This window comes from Paenibacillus sp. MAEPY2, from assembly GCF_000499205.1.
In the GTDB taxonomy this organism is placed as follows: domain Bacteria; phylum Bacillota; class Bacilli; order Paenibacillales; family Paenibacillaceae; genus Paenibacillus; species Paenibacillus vandeheii.
Genome location: NZ_AWUK01000001.1, coordinates 1 through 17,741, shown reverse-complemented (window position 1 = coordinate 17,741; position 17,741 = coordinate 1). Strand labels below are relative to the sequence as shown.

19 protein-coding genes are annotated in these 17,741 nt (G+C 42.6%); 5 read left to right on the top strand and 14 right to left on the bottom strand.

The annotated features are described in order from the left end of the window. Positions 1 to 3: 3 nt before the first annotated feature. From P364_RS0100105 to P364_RS0100085, 4 genes are all read right to left on the bottom strand, one after another. Complete coding sequence (locus P364_RS0100105; protein WP_024628145.1) at positions 4 to 867, bottom strand: DUF4085 family protein; 864 nt, start codon at positions 865 to 867, stop codon at positions 4 to 6. 74 nt (positions 868 to 941) lie between these two features. Beyond that, positions 942 to 1,457 (bottom strand): hypothetical protein, encoded by a 516-nt coding sequence (locus P364_RS0100100; RefSeq protein WP_024628144.1) that lies wholly within the window; start codon positions 1,455 to 1,457, stop codon positions 942 to 944. Between the two features lie 556 nt (positions 1,458 to 2,013). Continuing rightward, the gene (locus tag P364_RS0100090; RefSeq protein WP_152532653.1) at positions 2,014 to 2,490 is read right to left on the bottom strand and encodes an NUDIX hydrolase; all 477 of its coding nucleotides are present in this window, start codon (positions 2,488 to 2,490) and stop codon (positions 2,014 to 2,016) included. Further along, on the bottom strand, positions 2,491 to 2,889 hold the full coding sequence (locus P364_RS0100085; RefSeq protein ID WP_024628142.1) for a winged helix-turn-helix transcriptional regulator: 399 nt from the start codon (positions 2,887 to 2,889) through the stop codon (positions 2,491 to 2,493). 245 nt (positions 2,890 to 3,134) lie between these two features. Between P364_RS0100085 and P364_RS0100080 the strand changes: the two genes are divergently transcribed. Beyond that, entirely contained in the window at positions 3,135 to 3,722 is a 588-nt protein-coding gene (locus tag P364_RS0100080; RefSeq protein ID WP_024628141.1) for an NAD(P)H oxidoreductase, read from the top strand. Between the two features lie 102 nt (positions 3,723 to 3,824). Here P364_RS0100080 and P364_RS0100075 read toward each other — a convergent pair whose 3' ends face one another. The 4 genes from P364_RS0100075 to P364_RS0100055 all read right to left on the bottom strand — a co-directional run bounded on the left by P364_RS0100075 (position 3,825) and on the right by P364_RS0100055 (position 7,497). Further along, complete coding sequence (locus P364_RS0100075) at positions 3,825 to 4,466, bottom strand: FusB/FusC family EF-G-binding protein (protein ID WP_024628140.1); 642 nt, start codon at positions 4,464 to 4,466, stop codon at positions 3,825 to 3,827. 556 nt (positions 4,467 to 5,022) lie between these two features. Then, positions 5,023 to 5,574, bottom strand: coding sequence for a copper amine oxidase N-terminal domain-containing protein (locus tag P364_RS0100065; protein ID WP_024628138.1), 552 nt, complete (start codon positions 5,572 to 5,574; stop codon positions 5,023 to 5,025). Positions 5,575 to 5,751: 177 nt separating this feature from the next. Then, positions 5,752 to 6,624, bottom strand: a complete 873-nt coding sequence (locus P364_RS0100060; protein WP_024628137.1) for a carbohydrate ABC transporter permease — start codon at positions 6,622 to 6,624, stop codon at positions 5,752 to 5,754. A gap of 15 nt (positions 6,625 to 6,639) precedes the next feature. Further along, positions 6,640 to 7,497 (bottom strand): ABC transporter permease, encoded by an 858-nt coding sequence (locus tag P364_RS0100055; RefSeq protein WP_413379527.1) that lies wholly within the window; start codon positions 7,495 to 7,497, stop codon positions 6,640 to 6,642. Positions 7,498 to 7,772: 275 nt separating this feature from the next. Between P364_RS0100055 and P364_RS0100050 the strand changes: the two genes are divergently transcribed. The 3 genes from P364_RS0100050 to P364_RS0100040 all read left to right on the top strand — a co-directional run bounded on the left by P364_RS0100050 (position 7,773) and on the right by P364_RS0100040 (position 13,394). Next, positions 7,773 to 9,581, top strand: coding sequence for a sensor histidine kinase (locus P364_RS0100050; protein ID WP_024628135.1), 1,809 nt, complete (start codon positions 7,773 to 7,775; stop codon positions 9,579 to 9,581). A gap of 230 nt (positions 9,582 to 9,811) precedes the next feature. Beyond that, a complete protein-coding gene (locus P364_RS0100045; protein WP_024628134.1) occupies positions 9,812 to 11,422 on the top strand; it encodes a response regulator transcription factor in 1,611 nt (536 codons plus the stop codon). A 289-nt stretch (positions 11,423 to 11,711) separates the two neighbouring features. Further along, entirely contained in the window at positions 11,712 to 13,394 is a 1,683-nt protein-coding gene (locus P364_RS0100040; protein ID WP_024628133.1) for an ABC transporter substrate-binding protein, read from the top strand. Between the two features lie 104 nt (positions 13,395 to 13,498). Here P364_RS0100040 and P364_RS0100035 read toward each other — a convergent pair whose 3' ends face one another. Then, on the bottom strand, positions 13,499 to 13,825 hold the full coding sequence (locus P364_RS0100035) for a hypothetical protein (protein WP_024628132.1): 327 nt from the start codon (positions 13,823 to 13,825) through the stop codon (positions 13,499 to 13,501). A gap of 36 nt (positions 13,826 to 13,861) precedes the next feature. Beyond that, positions 13,862 to 14,047, bottom strand: coding sequence for a hypothetical protein (locus tag P364_RS0100030; RefSeq protein WP_024628131.1), 186 nt, complete (start codon positions 14,045 to 14,047; stop codon positions 13,862 to 13,864). Between the two features lie 163 nt (positions 14,048 to 14,210). On the opposite strand from P364_RS0100030, the gene P364_RS0100025 reads away from it, so the two are divergent. Beyond that, the gene (locus P364_RS0100025) at positions 14,211 to 14,462 is read left to right on the top strand and encodes a helix-turn-helix domain-containing protein (protein ID WP_024628130.1); all 252 of its coding nucleotides are present in this window, start codon (positions 14,211 to 14,213) and stop codon (positions 14,460 to 14,462) included. Between the two features lie 175 nt (positions 14,463 to 14,637). Here the strand turns inward: P364_RS0100025 and P364_RS0100020 are convergent, their stop codons facing one another. From P364_RS0100020 to P364_RS0100005, 4 genes are all read right to left on the bottom strand, one after another. Next, positions 14,638 to 15,153, bottom strand: a complete 516-nt coding sequence (locus tag P364_RS0100020) for a hypothetical protein (RefSeq protein ID WP_024628129.1) — start codon at positions 15,151 to 15,153, stop codon at positions 14,638 to 14,640. A 145-nt stretch (positions 15,154 to 15,298) separates the two neighbouring features. After that, positions 15,299 to 15,892, bottom strand: coding sequence for a restriction endonuclease (locus P364_RS35965; protein ID WP_052016435.1), 594 nt, complete (start codon positions 15,890 to 15,892; stop codon positions 15,299 to 15,301). Positions 15,893 to 16,112: 220 nt separating this feature from the next. After that, positions 16,113 to 16,889, bottom strand: coding sequence for a hypothetical protein (locus tag P364_RS0100010; protein ID WP_024628127.1), 777 nt, complete (start codon positions 16,887 to 16,889; stop codon positions 16,113 to 16,115). A 143-nt stretch (positions 16,890 to 17,032) separates the two neighbouring features. After that, a partial coding sequence (locus tag P364_RS0100005) for a DUF4935 domain-containing protein (RefSeq protein ID WP_029880604.1) occupies positions 17,033 to 17,741 on the bottom strand: 709 nt, incomplete at its 5' end.

Sequence of the window (17,741 nt, the reverse complement as noted above, 5' to 3'; positions counted from 1 at the left end):
CTCTCATTCTTCCTCACCGAGAATGTCAGCACAGCGAACAATCAGCTCAGGCATATTCGCACCACCAAATAGAACATTGAGCTCATATCCGTTATCGATCCGATACAGCTCTTGATACAGCCAGTAGCTGCCTACAATCTCACCCTCTTGCTTGATGATTTCGGGTGCAACCAGCGTAAGTTTATTTATATTGGTAAAGCCCCCACGAGTGTCAAAACGAATAACCACTTCATCTCCCGTTAGCAGTTCCGTTACCGTACAATCATGAAATTGAACCCGGCTATGTATATCATCGGGGATATCCTGTGCCATCATCACTTCCCTGAATTCGGTTGATACGCGGTCCATCTCTCTCCTATTTTCTGCACTCTGTTTCTTTAGCTGTAGCATAACTTCTCTCGTGCAATAACCCAACGTAAATACACGGATATCCGCAATTTGTTCAACGAATCCCTTTGGCAAATTCTCCGCCTTGTATTGAAAATTCCACTCCATCGATTCTTTGTACTCTTCCTTGCATTTCTTCTCATCAAACGGAGGACGGACATCATATTCGGCAATGAGTTTCTCGATATGCGCTCGTTCTTCCGGAGGCATGTGGTAAACGATCTGATCCTCTTCTTTCACTTCTTCCTCACCGAAAGCTTTGTCTACGCGAGTGAGCACCTGTCCATCATGCTCGAGCATGAAACGTGGGTCCAAATTATATATCTCTCGTTCCTGCTTCACATGCGCTTTTTCCTTTCTTTTATACAGCTTCAAAAATAGATTCTCATCGAACTCGTAAGCTCCGTTATGTACTCTTAAACCAAAATGAAGATGTGTCTGCTGACAAAGCTCATACCATTCTTTCGTTAGATATTTCATGAGCATCCCTCCTGCTGATGTTCTGGATTAGACATTTAAAATTCACCGCTTGCAGATGTAAGTAAGCGGCTGTATCACTTTGCTACCGAAGCATATACCTTTTTAATTTGTGATGAAAACATAGCTGCACCCGGAATTCGTGTGCGTTTAAAAAACGCTGTTAATTGTTTAGGATGATTTTTGACCATATCATATTCAATGATCGTGTTAGCAATTACAGACCTTGTAAAACCTAAAACCTCAACAACCTCAGATCGGTCTCCTTCATCAGGCTCCTCCCCCTCTGGGAATTCCCCGTCAGGATCATCGTCTAATTGCTCACTAAATGTTACGCGAGCCTCAACATAAGACATAATGTTAGCTTTGTCCTCGTTGTATTGCTCCATTAACCACTGGATGCATTCTTCTTCTGTTGGAAGAGAAGTGCCCATGCCTTCAAGAACATATTTCCGTTCTCTAAAGGAATCCATTAATAGCTCTGCTTCATAGTTGCCATGTTCAACAAACTTGACGTGAGGTTTAAGCAGAATAAGCTCAGCAATAACGTTTTTATACCAATCACTTGTTAGAAATTGTTCTATTGTTATCAACGTGTGCACACCTCCAGAACTTAAATTTTATTTCGGCAAAAGTGAACAACATTACGCCCTCATCATCCCCAAGACATGACGGTCTCAATAAAATAAACGTACAAGTCTACGCTAAGGTTTGAAAGAACTTGTGTTTCATATCTTTATGATTTCGTGCTGCCCATTCATGTAACTCCTCTAATCCTTCGGTCTCCTGATTTCTTTGGAAATAAAAGCATAAATCCACCGGCACTAACCGTTTACCATAGAGTTTGATGCCAATCCGCCTATAATTCACATAAACACACTCAATCTGAGATGCATCATATCTCTGATGTTTCGTAGAAATCACATGATCGCTTTCCAGCGTAATACTGGGTTTAGTGAACAATAAACGCCAGATCAGAAAAACGATATAACCGAGAATAAAGGTCACTATTACGATCAGGGAGTACCTCAGAATACCATTTTTATCGTACATACCATCCCTCAAAAGTATGACTTCAATGACCAACATACATAATAGGCTCAACCATGCTCTTGGATAAATCGTCTTGTATGTGATGAGTTCCACCTCCTAATCTTTCTCTCTATTAATTCGAAGCCACTCGGAAGGGGCTTTTCTGGCAAAATGCTTTTCAACAAAATGCAAAATGTCATCTATTCCGGGCAATGCCGCATTGTCTTTGGCCTCGTCAAACGTCATCCATTGGTACTCGGTATGTTCATGATTTAACCGGACAGGCTGGCTTTCTTCCACATATCCTACGAATACGGGAGCGGTATAGATATAATCCTCCGTGGGTGAGTAATATTGTTCAAATTGATTGGCAGAGTATAACCGCACTTCCGTAATGCCTGTTTCCTCATGAACTTCTCTGAGTGCAGCTTCCCATGCCTTCTCGCCCTTTTCTATCCCGCCACCCACATAACACCACTCATTGTGCAACATACGGCCAGCCCGCTTCAGCATCAGTACGCGGTATTGATCGAAGCTCTTCTGCCACGCCTTCACAACGAAAGGGCACTGCCTGTTTCGCGTGCTCCGCACCATTCATCTTCCCGACCCCTTCTCTTCGGAATCAAAGTCTTCCAGAACTTTAAATTTATCCCCATGGATTTTATCCAGATGCTCTTCTCCCCAATAACATAGATGGTCCAGCGCAGGCTTGAGTCCCCAGCCGTAGTCCGTTAACTCATATTCCACTTTGGGAGGAACCTCCGAATATACCTTGCGCTGCACAATCTCGTCCTTTTCCAGACCTCTGAGCTGTGTTGTCAGCATCTTCTGCGTAATGTCCGGTATCAATCGTCGAAGCTCTGACGTGCGTTTACGTCCGGTCATCAAGTGATAAATGATTAAGGGCTTCCATTTCCCACCCATCACTTCCAGGGCCGCTTCCACACCTACTTTATATTTCTTTGGAGCACCCGTTTCTCCATGTTCTGTCATTCTTGAACCCCTCCATATCCGGTTGTATCCCAGATGAAAATATAATCTTTTTGCTGTTCTTATTTCTATTATTAAGCTCATTTCGAGGCATCCATTTAGGGTACTTTGATGTTCCTATGGCACTTCATTCTTCCTATAGAACAACAAAGTGCGTACTTCCAGATGTTCTCATACCTGTTTATAATAGCATCAGCCATTGAATTATGGCTACAAGACTGCAATCCAGAAAGGTAGTGAAAGTTAATATGTACGTACTCGTTGTAGTATCCCACCCGAGAAAAGATTCCTTGACCTTCCAGGTAGCTGAACGTTTTGCAAAAGGTCTTACCGAGGCTGGTCACGGTTATGAGATATTGGATTTACACGGAATTGGATTCGACCCGATTCTTCGTGAGATAGACGAACCAGACTATACCCAAGAAAATCAGGTGTTCTCGCCTGAGGTTGAAACTGAAATGAAACGATTGAAGAAGCACGATGCTGTGGCTTTTGTGTTTCCTCTTTGGTGGTGGCATCTGCCAGCCATGTTGAAAGGTTATGTGGATCGTGTCATGAACAACGGGTTTGCCTACGGCGCGAAGAAACTTCCTCATCAGCAAATATTGTGGATCGCCCTTTCGGGTGTGACGGAACAACAGATGCAGAAGCGCAACTATGGTGAATCAATCGCCAATCTGCTCAATGTGGGAATTGCCGATTATTGCGGCGTGTCCCGATCCAGGGTTGAGTTTTTATATGAAACGTTGGAATCCAAGCCTGAGCATTATGAGGCACTGCTGAACCATGCGCATAACCTGGGACTGAACTACGCCAATGATCCTTCGATGCTATAAAGGCTTTATAGTGCTACATTGATATGACACCTGACGTCCCAATTCCGCTTGAACACAGCAAAAAGGTCGCTCCAAAGAGCGACCCTGTTTGTTTAGATTCAATTATTTTACGGTCGAGAGAAGAAACTTCTCCAACATACTAGTATCGGTGATGCTATGGTTACAAGCTGTGTTATCCATGCATACGTACTGGGCCACGGAAGAAATGTTGTCCGGCGTATAACTCTTGGTCTTCACGTTGAAGAACCCGAGCTCCTGATGGCGATGACAGAACATGCAATACCCTTTCTTGTTCGTGGCTGTAAGCCGCCCCTCAATTCCGAGGAATCTGCCTTCGTGCGGATACACGATGAACAAGCGATCGGTAGCAATGTCGGTCCATCTCAGATAAGTTGTACGTGCGTAATCGATGGATTCCAGATCCGGCACTTTGAGCTTCTTTACCTTGGGAAACAGCTTCTGAATCTGCTTCGCGGATACTTGCGGAAATGGAATCAGATATGCTTCCAGCTGGTTCAGATAGGTCTGCAACTCATGTGTCTTCTCATACGTGGATAACTGCTCTAGCAGTTGCTTTTGTTCCGGCGTCAGATCATTGAAGATGCCAACGGCATTCGTGCTGACGGTATAACGGACCGTATCCAATACTTTGGGGTCCACGACCGAGCGCAGCGTTTTAAGCAGGAAATCAGCTTGTTTTTGAATATAATTGAACTGATGATTATGAATAAATGGTGTTTGCATGGCTTTCAGCCCCTTATTTTTATTATGAAAATAAAGTAAGGTGCAAAGCCTGCGGGTTGAACCATGATGTTGATGTTGATTCCAGGGCATACGATCTCATTTTGTCGCGCCCTACACAAAGTCCGCCCCTATTCAGGCTTTGCGTAAGGCTTTCTAGCGAACGAGCAATCCGGCATCATCCATATTGCCACGTCATAACCCCCAATACGATAGATATATCGGAATTATAACAGGATTGGGAGTGTATGGGCAACGGGCTTCGTTCCGATCTCCACTTTTCAGAAATATAGCCTACAAATTATACTTTATCTTTACATACCTCATATTCAATAATCCCATATCGACTGATGTCTCTAAGTATCCAACGATCTGGTTAAACGTAAAAACATATTTGAGATCGAGCCTGGATGTCTTCAGCTTAACGAAATCACTTAACGTTCCTGTATTAACGATTCTGTGAATGCTAAGTGTGTCTGGTTGCTTCCTAGCTTCCCTGGAAATCATTCTTTCAGACTAAAACATTACTTCCTTTAAAACCTGTTGTTCTGCATAAAAGTCATGGCAAGTTATTCTTCGCAGTTATTCGAACCATGTTCTTGCTGTTATTGTATTCCCAATGAACCTCCTTACCATATGCTTCACTAATTGCTCTTAACGGCAAATAAACTCTTCCATCTACCATTAATACTTTACTCTTTAGTTCAATTTGCTTGTCGAACTCGGTAAAAGAGCTTTCCCCCACCTTAAAAGTTAACCTTGGTTTTGGATAATCATCTTTGTCGACATATGCAAATATTACACTTTTGGCTTCGTTATCCCACCATATCCCTTTACCAGGCACATCGAAATCTAGTACATTCGTAATATAGGCTGGCGAAACGAGTATGTGGCCGTCAGAGATGATATAATCATTTGCCTCTACTAATTGAAATGTTTCCAAGTTAACCATAACTTCAATTGATTTCTTGGGAGCTTCAGCGCCTGCTTGAGTCTTTAGTTCTTTTTCATTAAGTAATATATTGATCTTTTTCGGTGCGCTTGTGGCTGTAAAAGTCATGAATACGCTCAAAAACGTCAAAGCAAGGGTAACAACCATAATCTTCTTCACTTTGTCCACATCCTCCTATTGGTAAATGACTCATGCTCTTAATCAACTCTCATAGTACCATTTTATTCAATTAAAGGTAATATACATCTATTCCATAACAAAAAAGAAGCCTCCTCCCTGGCCTTCCCCAGTTCAGTGACTCCATTTTACAAACCCTATTCTAACCCCTACATTCAACTACTCCTTCACAGCCCCAACCACAATCCCGGTTACAAAATAACGTTGCAGGAACGGATACACAAGCAGGATTGGCAGCGCACTGATAAAGATCTGTGAAGCCCGAATGGTCCGCTTGGACAGGTTCGCTACAGCTTCCGGATCGAGCTTCGACATGTCCGCCTGAACGATGATCGTCTGCATGAATGTCGCCAGTGGCAGCTTTTCCGCATCACGGATGTAGATGATCCCGTCAAAGTACGAGTTCCAATGCCCAACCATCATGAAGAGGGACACCGTTGCAATGACAGGTACGGAGACGGGCAGATAGATTTTGATAAACGTCTGCAAGTGCCCTGCCCCATCGATAAATGCAGCTTCCTCCAGATCCTTGGGAACGGTACGGAAGAAATTCAGCAGCAGAATAATGTTGAACACCGCAACCAAACCCGGCAGGATCAATGCTAACAAAGTATTCATCAGTCCCAGCTTCAGAATCAGGATATACCCCGGAATGAGGCCACCGCTGAACAGCATCGTGATGACAAAATACCATAGATAGATGTTGCGTGCACGGAACACCCGCGTCTCCTTGGAGAGCGCGTATGCTGCAATCGTATTGACGATTAACGCAAGCCCTGTTCCCAGTACCGTCCGCTCTACGGACACCCACAGGGAGGAAAGGAAATTGCTGTTAGCAAACGTCTTGGCATACGCCTCCAGTGTAAAACCAATCGGCCAGAACGTAACGAGTCCAGCGTTTGCAGGTGCAGTTGAGCTAAGCGATACCATAAGTAAGTGATACAATGGCAGCAAGCAGAGCAGTGAAAGGATGGTCAGTAACACATTGTTGATTATGCTGAATATGCGGTAAGGCATCGTTTTATGATACATGTCTCGTCATCCTTTCTAGAAAATTCGGTATCCAGCGAATCGGTAAGCCAGTCGGTAGGAGATCACAATCAGGATCAAGCTAATGACCGATTTGAACAGATTCACCGCGGTAGCGAAGCTGAACTGCCCACTTAGCAGACCTTCTCTGTATACGAACGTATCGATAATATCCCCTTGCTGGTAAATCAATGGACTATATAAGTTAAAGATCTGGTCAAAGTTAGCGTTAAGCACATTACCCAGTGCCAGGGTTGCGATTACGATCCCAATTGGAATAAGTGCCGGGATGGTAATATACATCGTTTGCTTCCAGCGTCCCGCCCCATCCACTTCAGCCGCTTCATAGAGTGACGGATTAATGCCGGACAGTGCCGCGAGGAAGATGATCGTGTTGAATCCAAACTCTTTCCAGACATCACTCGCAATAATGGTGAATCGGAACCAGCTGCCATCCCCAAGAAAGAAGATCGGCTTGATGCCGAATACCGAGACCAGGAACTGATTGACAATACCCGTCTGGGCCAGAATGTCGATCAGAATGCCTGACAGTGTAACCCAAGACAAAAAGTGCGGCAAATATACGAGCGTTTGAATCGTTCTTTTCAGCGCCATCTTCCGTACCTCATTAAGCAATAAGGCGAAGACAAACGGAATAATGAGATTCATGATGATCTTGGAACAGGCAAAAAACAGCGTATTCCACGTAATTTGCAAGAAATAATCATTTTCCCACATATATCTGAAATGCTTCAGCCCGACCCATTCGGAATCGAAAAAACCAAGTGCAGGTTTATAATCTTGAAATGCCATCAAAATCCCGGACATCGGAATGTATGAAAAAATAAAGACCATAATAGCCGCCGGCAACACCATTAAGTGCAGAATCCATGGTTGTTTATAGCGTTTTTTTGTTTTTCTGTTCGGCTTGCTCCCAATGTCCGCTTGAGGTACCCGGTTAGCTTCCATATTAGCCTCCATAGCGCGCTCCTGTTCCCAAAAAAAAGTTTTTGTGTGTAATGGGGATCTCTGATATAAATAGTATCAGGCATTTCTCAGGTCTGACTATATAACATTGTTAGGCTTCATAGTGTTTTGTTAGGAATATCATCTGAAGAGGTTGTTCACATACGTATTAAAAGGAGACATTTATGAATATATGGAAGCGCTTAACATTATTTGAAAAAACGACGAGATCCCGGTTTAGTCTGTTTGCCAAAATAAACTGCTTAATTATCCTCCTGTTCATCCCCATTATTATCATGTATACCTATTCGAACAATGTCACTTATGATGTTGTAAGTAAAGAACTACAGGTCTCCAATACGAAGCAGCTCACGTTTTTATCCAGTCAGATTGATTCCCGCATTAATCAGATGATGGATTTCAGTCTTATTCTTACAAGAGATCCCAATGTCAGAGCATTCAATGGCTTGAACATTTGGAATGATCGTTATGACAAGATGCAGACCCGATATGTCATTCAGGAAAAGCTGATGCTGCAAGCCGGGGTTACCGATATATGGCCTACTCGATATGCTGTGCATTCACAGCAGAATCAAGATGTCATTGCCAACTATAATAGAACAACCGGGTATGATGAGGATTACCTGAAACGAAATATGAGCGGACAATGGACTTACGGTGATGGTGCCGAGTCAAAAGAGGATATGAAATCCTTTTACTGGTTCTTTACGGATTCCTTGGCCCAGCCGGGCATGTTGACGGGAAGCAACCTGGTGATCGAAGCCAGCTTCAGTTATGAGAATATTCAGAACATGCTGGATACGTATAAGGAAGGTGGACAAGGTGATCCTTTCTTTTATCACAAAGGAAATTCGCCCATTCTAAACCGCAGTGCAGACAAGCAGCTATCCGAAGAACTCATTCGTTATCTGGATGAACACTCGTCCGAGGACACCACACAGGATGTCGTCAAGCTGAACGGGAAAAAGTATCTCGTTAGCTCGGTGAAATCCTCCTATCTGGATTGGCATTTGGTCGACGTGGTACCACTCTATCAGATTCTTCAACCGATATCGCTCAGTCGGAACTTGTTCTATCTCTTTATGATTTTGCTGTTCGTGGTGGGCATTTCCGCTTCAATCCTGTTATATCGAAACATTCAATATCCGATCAAAAAGCTGATCCAAGGCTTACGCCGCGTGCAGCGCGGAGATTATTCCGTACGTCTGCATAGCAAGGATCAGAATGAGTTCTCGTTTTTGTTCCATCGATTCAATGATATGTCCCATCAGATTCAAGACCTGATCGAGAACGTGTTCCAGGAAAAAATCAGGGCCAAGGAAGCTACGCTGAAACAATTACAGGCGCAGATCAATCCTCATTTTCTATATAATTGTCTTGGCTATATCATCAACATGGCCCAGATGAAGGACGAGCAAGCCGTCGTCTCCATGGCGCATAACCTTAGTGCCTACTATCGTTATACGACACGAGTGGAGCGAGAAACATCTTCTCTGAAGGAAGAAATCAATCTGCTCGTTAACTATTTGGATATCCAGAAGCTGCGTAATGGCAGAATTGAATACCACATCGACATCCCTGAGGATATGCTAGCCCAGTCCGTACCACGATTAATGCTGCAACCCATTGTGGAGAATTCGGTCATTCATGGCGTGGCGAAGTCTTATTCATCCGGTGAAATTCGAATTACTGGTGAGAGCTCGAACGGGTTCTGCAAAATTCACATTGATGACGATGGACCCGGCTTGAACCCGGATCAGTTGGAGGCTTTGAATCTTAAAATGCAGCAGCCGCTGCAGGAGGAAATGGGCTGTGGCCTATGGAACACGAATCAGCGAATCATGCACTTATTCGGCAATCAATCCTACCTTCTATTCGGCCCATCCCCTCTCGGCGGATTCCGAACCGAGATGATCTGGGAGATCCCAAAAGAGGATACTGATTCCGATAAAGGAAATACCGATTCTAAATGATATCGATACTAACAATAAATTGACGATTTAATTTTGAACTAACCATTTGCACGTGAACGTAGAGGACAGAAAAAACCTGAAGAAGCGGAGCGTTCGCCTTTATCCCCAGATTTTCACCTTTGTAAAAGTAAATCAAAAATCTGGGGGTAACAGCGATCGGAAGGTTGTTCTGTCATCGGAGTGGCAAGTGTGAATATGCCTTAGTTCAACCACCAAGGGAGACAAACAACATGCAAATGATCATCGTAGACGATGAAGCACATTGGGTAGATAACCTTTCCATGACTAAGCCCTGGCATACGCTGGGGATCGAACAGGTGCATAAAGCATACTCGGCACACGAAGCACTTCAACTGATCGATACCCACCCTATAGATATTGTGATCTCGGATATTCAGATGCCTGAAATGACTGGTATTGAACTGATCGAACGGATCAGAGTCCGTGACAAAAAAATAAAGTGCATTCTTTTATCCGGACATTCCGAATTCGATTACGCCAAAAAAGCCATCCAGTTCGAGGCCGTTGATTACTTGCTGAAGCCACCCACAGACGATGAATTGATGGGTGCCGTTCAGAAGGCCATCGATCAATTAAACACCGAATGGGAACTCGTAAGCTCACTGAAACGAACCCAGTTTACCCTGCGGGAGAATCTGCCGCATTTGCGGGGTCGGCTATTGCTTGAGGCTTTACAGGGACATCGAATTGCCTCCAGCGAATGGGCACGGAAACTTGCCAATTACGATCTGCCCTTCTACGCCGGGGATTGTGCATTAATGCTTGTACGTATGGAAGAAGAATTCGGCCAATATGACAATAATGATCAAACCTTGCTCGAATATGCGGTCATCAATATGGCGGAAGAGATTATGGGTGAGTTTATGGAAGTGTGGGGCGTGAAGGAGGAGCATGGATATCTGGTGTTTCTGCTTCAACTGAAAGAGAACGATACCGACATTGGCAAAGAAACCATACTGGAGAAGCTTTCGGTACAACTTCAGTCCAAAGTTAAGCAGTTCCTGAAGGGTTCCCTCTCCATCGTCATCACCGAATGGTTCGCGTTTCCAGATCAGCTATATGATCGTTTTCGGCAAGCCTCTGCTTATTTCCGGCAAATTGTCGGCGACGAGCGTGAATTCGTCATGCGGGTCAGCGACGTGGAAACTCCGTCGGCACAAGGTCCGCTGGATGTCCTGTATACCCCACCCACCTTCATTCATCTATTAGAGAGTGGTCAATGGGATGCGGCACAAGAAAAAATACTAGCCGTCTGTGCGGAGTTGGATGAGAAATGGTCGGAATCGTGGGAGCATTGTATGGAGGCTGGTTTTTTGATTACGGCTTCGTTCACCAATCTCGCACACCGAAACAGGCTAACTTTGGCTAATTTAATGGGTGACGATATCGAGTGGTTACAGAGCGGGGAAGCTTTCACCACCATCAGTAAACTGCGCAAATGGTCGCTTAGTGTGCTTGGCAAACTCAAGGAAGGCACGTCCAACGAGATCAAGGACATTCGTTCCGAGTATGTGAAGAAGATTCAGGATTTTACGGATAAGAACCTGCATCTGGATGTTTCTTTGCGTGTACTGGCCGACCATGTTAATCTGCATCCGACTCATTTGTCCAAGATATATAAGATCGAAACGGGCGAAGGCATCAGTGATTATATCTCGCGCCTGCGTATGGATCGAGCCTGTCACAAGCTGGTTACGACCACCAAAAAGGTATATGAAATCAGCATGGAGATTGGATATATGGATCCTGCTTATTTTATTAAAGTGTTCAAGCGCCAGTTCGGCGTCACACCGCAAGAGTACCGAGACCAGCATAAATAACATAATTTAGAGGTTGTTCAAAAATTTCGCTTTTGATTACGAATCATGCCTGAAGGCATGATCAGCATCGAATATGGGATTCAGCCGAAATGTCCGTTGCTCACGTAGTCATCCTACGCTCCGCTACTCCATTTCTAGCTTTATCCCATCTTCTCGGTACTGAAAACCGAATTTTTTGAACTTGCACTAATAGAGTCCTATCGAAACTAACAAACTCATATAGATGCCCTCCCGTCCAAATTGGTACAGTTACACTTGTAAAGATCATACATCGTAGGGGGATTGAACAATGATCAAATTCAAAACATGGTGGTCACTGCTCATGGTTATCGCGCTCATCACGATCACTGCGTGCGGCAGTGGCGATACAGCCAGTGACAATGGTACCAAAGATGATACACCGGCGACCGTCGGTTCAGCTGAAGCAGAAGCTGCTTTTGCCAAAGGAAAATACGACCCACCCATCGAATTCAGTTCGGTATTGATGCCGAAGAAATACGTGCAAGGGGATACCAAAGAAAATAACGTTCACGATCGCTGGATGCTGGAAACGCTCGGTATGAAGCATAAAGATACCTGGTATCCGGCCAATGACGATCAATACAGACAAAAGCTGCAACTGGCGATCGCTTCGGGCGAGAAGCTGCCAGATTTCGTCACCGTACCCACCAATGCGGTATTGACCAATCAGTTGATCGACTCCGGTCAATTCATCGCTATCGATGAGTTGTTCGACAAGTACGCGAGTCAGACCCTGAAAGATCACGCAGCAGCACATCCTGAACTGTGGTATCCGTTCACCAAGGACGGCAAGAAATACAACATGCCGATCATGGAGTACACCGATAACGACGATACGCTGCTCTGGCTACGAGAGGACTGGATGGAGAAGCTGAAGCTGGAAGCTCCGAAAACCATTGCAGACCTTGAGAACATCATGGACAAATTCAAAAACGAGAACCCGGACGGTCTGTCTCCAGACAAAGTATTCCCACTGGCGATCTCGCTGAAAAATAACACCAACACCTGGATGGGCCAACTCGACTGGTTGTTCGGGGCATACGGCACAATCGAGGAGCAATGGAACAAAGACGCAAACGGCAATCTGGAGTACGGCTCCGTTAACCCGGGTGCGAAACAAGCCCTTGCCAAGCTGGCTGAATGGATGAACAAAGGTTATATCCACGCCGACTCCGCCCTGTGGGACGAAGGTAAATCCGCTGAAAGCTGGACGAAAGGCCAAGCAGGCATTCTGCCTGGCGCAAACTGGGTACCCGACTGGCCTGCACCTGACCTGCTGAAGAACGTACCTGGCTCAAAATATAAAGCTTACCCTGTTCCGGCTGGCCCAGACGGTAAGATTGGTACGAAGTGGCAGAACTCTGGTGTCAACGCAAGTATCATGATCAACAAGGATGCGAAGCATCCAGAAGCCATCTTCCTGTACTACAACTACCTGCTCGATAACCTGGCTAACCCGGCTGCGGGCAGTGAGTATGAATACGGCTTCGCCAAAGGTTACGACTGGGATATCATTGACGGACAACCGACCAGTGACAAAGAGAAGATCAAAGACTTCTCCAACGAATTCCCGTTCCTGACAGGCCCAGCACGTATCCCGGATCTGTACATGAAAACACTCGTGAAGCTGGCCAACGGCGAGAAGCCTGAAACACCTTACGAGAAACAAATGGCCGAATTCCGTAAACCGGAAAACTGGTATGCAGGTAAAGTCGTTATGTCCCAGATCGACATCCGTAAACAAAACTATTTCACTGGCGCAGCCACACCAACCATGGTATCCAAATGGAACCTGCTCCGCCAGTCCGAAATGGAAACCTTCAACAAAATCATCTACGGCCAACTGCCGATTGATGCCTTTGACCAATTCGTCGCCAACTGGAAATCCAATGGCGGTGATCAGATCACGCAAGAAGTGAATGATTGGTTTAAATCGGTAAGTGCGAAGTAAGAATTGGATTTTGGAAAAGTAGAGAGTTTAAAAAAAACAGCCGAAGCGATAGTTACACGCTTCGGCTGTTTTTTTAGGTAGAGATTGAGATCGCTTCCCCTAGCTTATAGGTTCGCGTCAGTGGTTTGATGAGCCTTTGTATGGCTCTCCTCCAACATCGACTGACCCAGCAAGGAAACTGTGAGCTGAATACCGTCCCTCAGTCCTTGCATGTACAACCGCTCATTCTCTATGCCTTTGCTGACAATGTAACGATTCTCCCACTCGGTAAATTCAGGTGTCTGCTCAACATTCTTGCCTGCAAACAAAGCTCCAAACGCTTCGTCTGTTTCCCCACGTTCACGACAAAATTCAGGATCTTGCTCAATCTGGGCGGATACCTCTTCCAGCCTTGCCTGAATCGCTCGTTGCATCCACGGTGGAAAATCCATTTTTTCTCCTCCCCTAAGCATTATGTACCTCGCTCATCATCGTGCAACTCGGCTATGTCTCGCCTTCATTTCACTCACTCGTGCCACCAGTTCATCCACCCTCCGGCTCTGTTCCTGAACCTCAGGGTTCTCCCACAACGGAATCGCTTGCTTCAAGGATGCCTCTCCAAGCTGATTAAGCTTGCGCCGTTCCTCTTCCAATAAGTCAAGCAACCGGCTCATACATCCACCTCTCAGATGGGTCTAAACTGCGCCAAGTCTTGTTAATGCTAGAAATGAGCAGTCATTTTAATGCGATTATCGGTTTATTTTATTTTAATTCGATATCCGCATTAAAACAACCATTATTTCTCATACAATTTGGTTGAAATGAGGGGTGTACATAATGAAGCATAGACAAGAACCACCTGGTGACAAAAATATCATCGGCTCCCGAGTCGTATCTATTCGTAAAAGTAAGGGCATCAAACAACGAGAATTCCTCGCCAGATTGCAAACATTGGGTTTGGATATCAGTCAAACTAGTCTATCACGTCTGGAGGGTCAATATCGTCTTGTTCAAGATTATGAAGTGGTGATGATTGCTAAAGCTTTAGAAGTATCTGTGGGGTATTTGCTTGGGGAAGAATTAGAGTAAAGTAAGGTTGCACGCACGCCACTCCCATCAATGCTGGTACTTCTAAGCATTTTTCTTATCATTTAAAACATGAATCAGTATTATATTCACTTAATTCCAAACGTACCAGCAACAACTAAATCAAATTTTAGATTTGACCTTCGTACATTGATGTGATCTCTATGATATCTCAGAATTAATTGTTAAATAGGATTTCAATATTTTTCCTATCTGTGTTTTCCTTGTCATCTCTCCATAAGTATTTAATAAATGTCTCTTTATCAAACCACAAACATAGATTTATATAATTCATATCTTTCTTAGTATAATCATTGACATTCCTGATTTTTAAATACTTTCCGCTTTCTAATAACGCATGTCCAGTCAAGCTAATAAATAAATCGTGACAATCCTTCATAGTATCAAGATTAACAATAGCTAGGACATTGGGTACTTGATTATGTGGATTAATACTTTCAAATTGCTTTGCAGCTGTATGAAAATGTCTTGTAATTGCATTGTATGTCGAATCATTTTTGCAACCTTCAAAATCGTCCTTATCCAAGGTTTTTTCTTCACAATAGAATACTAACTTACCGTTCTTATATACTTCAAAATCAGGTGTTTTGTTTTGAGATTCAGGTATCTTATTCACTTGAAACCCTCTGTTTTCTAGAAAATTTCTCACTATTTCTTCTCCTAATTCAGCCATTTTCATTCTCCTTCCACTGGGGTTTCACATAACGTTCCTGTATTCACTACCCAGCATATGCTGGGTGACTGACGATTGCTATACCAAGGGCAAATGTCCGTAGCGTGAAAATTTTGTTATGTAAAATTCTATCCAAAGTTATTTTTTACTCACTGCTTTTAGGAATTCTTTTCATTATCTCCTTCCTTATTTTTAACAACATTCTTTCTGACGGATATATCTTTTTATCAGGAAAATCGATTAAATTAGTATTCCATTGGTAGGCATAAAACTCAGGCGATCGTTCAATAAACTCTGCGAGAATAGGGTTCACTTGAGGATCGCTAGAAGCTTGAACATGCATAACGAACTTATCAAATATTTGTATCAAAGCAATTCCATGCTGCTTTGCATATTCCGCTGCTCCGCTTTGAAAACCAGAAGTAGAAATTAATATTCCTTTATGTGCTCCTATACTTCGTACCTTATCCGCTAAAACCACGATTTTTTCACGTTCTACAGGTCTTGTATAACGCTTGCATTCAATAATAACTTTAAAACTTACAGATAGGGCCATGAATTCAGCCATAATATCTATTTGATACTCTCCATCGTTGGTCTGAACTTTTTGGTTATGAAGTATTGAGAAATCCTTAAGATCTTCAGCCTCAGCATAAGCCTTTAACACTTCAAGACAATATTTTTCAAAATCCGTAGCTGAAATGCTAGCGACAAATTTACGGTATGGGTTTATTTCCATCACCTACTTTCATTTCTATGAGGCCTTCAACTTAAATTCAACTTTATTTTTCAGACTTTAAAAAGCACTTGATAGGTTTTCACATAACGTTCCCGTATTCACGACGTCCGAGTTAGTCGGATGTGCCCGGCTGCCTCTGCGCTCCTGAAATTCTTCTGCCGGACCAAGGGCTTATGCCCAATGCGTGAATATTATGTTAGATGTAATCTCTTCTATAGAATCATCCTACAATCTCTTCTTCCTCAAAATTGCAACTACATCCAATTGCTTGTCCAAAACATTTTGGGCATTGCTCCCAGTCACATCCCGGCACATGAAATTCACCTTGTTTAACCATACAATCAGCACAAGTTTTTTCCCTAGTATGTCTTAATCCTCTTTCATACTTCTCTTCACCATATCTAATTCGAGGATAAGCTTCGTCTTTTATCAGATATTCTTCAATATATTTTGATTCTATAAAATCTTTTGGGAATAATCGATGTACCTCTTCGGAGTTATAAATAAAAAAATCTTGTTTGAAGAAAGCCATCAATTCAGCTTCTTCTTCCCATAATCCTTCATCTATGAAATTATGTAATTCACCATCCAGAAATCTGTAATGAAATGAAGTTGCAAACTCAAATAACACTGAATACTTTGATTTTAGTTCTTGAACAGGTAAATCCACTTCAAAGTGCATCATTTGGTTTCTTAGTGCTATAGCCTTTTTGATTTTTTGAACGTCATTCTTTTCAAGAGGTAACTCAAGAATGTTAATCATTCTATCTAATGCCAATGAAAATGAAATAGTATTTTTAAGATTATCTATATTTTCATAAATCAGAAACTTGTTTGAACGTCTAAGTTTCTCTTTAGTCATTAACTCTATTGACTGTACAATATTAATAAAAGCAATTTTCCACGCTCTAAAATCTTCTTCAGCATAACTGTAGTAGGAAAGTGAAGAATTCAAAAAATCATATGCATTCTCAAGTAAATTCATTTTTAATCTCATTCGAAGACCTCCCCTTAGATTTTTCTGATAACATTCCTATATTCTCGACCCAGCGTACGCTGGGTGTCCTGGCGAATGCCAGACCAAGGACGGATGTCCAATGCGTAAATATTATGTTATCTGATGTCCATGCTACTATTATTCTATTCAATCAGTGTTCCATCATTAAATCGGTTAATTTCAAACACATCACCTGTCTTACAATCAAATGCAACTTCAAAATCAAATTTCCAATCTCGGGACTCATTGATTACATAATAATAGAAGCCCTCTATATCAAATTGTTCGATTATTTTTCCATGTTCTAAGTTAGAATCATAATGTTTAGATGAAATTATATATTGGAAACCTGCATTGTAAGTTTCCGTAAAGAAAACATATGCAAGATTATCATCTAAAAACTTCACTTCATACATAAATTCAATTTGATTTTTAGGATTAATAGTTATTGATTCAAGTTCCAATACACCTTCCAACTCGTTATCTAAATATGTATTTATAAGCTGCGTTATTATGGAGTCGGTTTCTACTTGAACAGTCTTTAGCTGATCAAAAATGGAGAACTTTTTGTACTTCAGAACTCTTTTAACTTCATTTGCAATAAAATCTTGCTCTTCACTATATGGAACACTAGGGCTTATTAAAAACTTAACTAACTCATGAATATTTCTTAGAATTATTATTTCTGTAGCTATACCTTTTAATTTGATATCCTCGATTAAATCTTCATGAAATGTGTTGGTACTTAAATTAATAAAGTCATTATCATTACAAACAAAAATAATTTTCTCATATGTTTTGTTTTTTTCTAAATAACTTAAAAAAGAACTCCAAATAATTGCATCTTTTATT

Coding starts and splice junctions, on each gene's coding strand:
- P364_RS0100085 (WP_024628142.1), bottom strand. CDS start 2,889: ATGACAGAACATGGAGAAACGGGTGCTCCAAAGAAATATAAAGTAGGT.
- P364_RS35965 (WP_052016435.1), bottom strand. CDS start 15,892: ATGGAAATAAACCCATACCGTAAATTTGTCGCTAGCATTTCAGCTACG.
- P364_RS0100060 (WP_024628137.1), bottom strand. CDS start 6,624: ATGTATCATAAAACGATGCCTTACCGCATATTCAGCATAATCAACAAT.
- P364_RS0100045 (WP_024628134.1), top strand. CDS start 9,812: ATGCAAATGATCATCGTAGACGATGAAGCACATTGGGTAGATAACCTT.
- P364_RS0100010 (WP_024628127.1), bottom strand. CDS start 16,889: ATGAGATTAAAAATGAATTTACTTGAGAATGCATATGATTTTTTGAAT.
- P364_RS0100025 (WP_024628130.1), top strand. CDS start 14,211: ATGAAGCATAGACAAGAACCACCTGGTGACAAAAATATCATCGGCTCC.
- P364_RS0100055 (WP_413379527.1), bottom strand. CDS start 7,497: ATGGTGTTGCCGGCGGCTATTATGGTCTTTATTTTTTCATACATTCCG.
- P364_RS0100030 (WP_024628131.1), bottom strand. CDS start 14,047: ATGAGCCGGTTGCTTGACTTATTGGAAGAGGAACGGCGCAAGCTTAAT.
- P364_RS0100040 (WP_024628133.1), top strand. CDS start 11,712: ATGATCAAATTCAAAACATGGTGGTCACTGCTCATGGTTATCGCGCTC.
- P364_RS0100080 (WP_024628141.1), top strand. CDS start 3,135: ATGTACGTACTCGTTGTAGTATCCCACCCGAGAAAAGATTCCTTGACC.
- P364_RS0100090 (WP_152532653.1), bottom strand. CDS start 2,490: ATGGTGCGGAGCACGCGAAACAGGCAGTGCCCTTTCGTTGTGAAGGCG.
- P364_RS0100035 (WP_024628132.1), bottom strand. CDS start 13,825: ATGGATTTTCCACCGTGGATGCAACGAGCGATTCAGGCAAGGCTGGAA.
- P364_RS0100105 (WP_024628145.1), bottom strand. CDS start 867: ATGAAATATCTAACGAAAGAATGGTATGAGCTTTGTCAGCAGACACAT.
- P364_RS0100020 (WP_024628129.1), bottom strand. CDS start 15,153: ATGGCTGAATTAGGAGAAGAAATAGTGAGAAATTTTCTAGAAAACAGA.
- P364_RS0100050 (WP_024628135.1), top strand. CDS start 7,773: ATGAATATATGGAAGCGCTTAACATTATTTGAAAAAACGACGAGATCC.
- P364_RS0100075 (WP_024628140.1), bottom strand. CDS start 4,466: ATGCAAACACCATTTATTCATAATCATCAGTTCAATTATATTCAAAAA.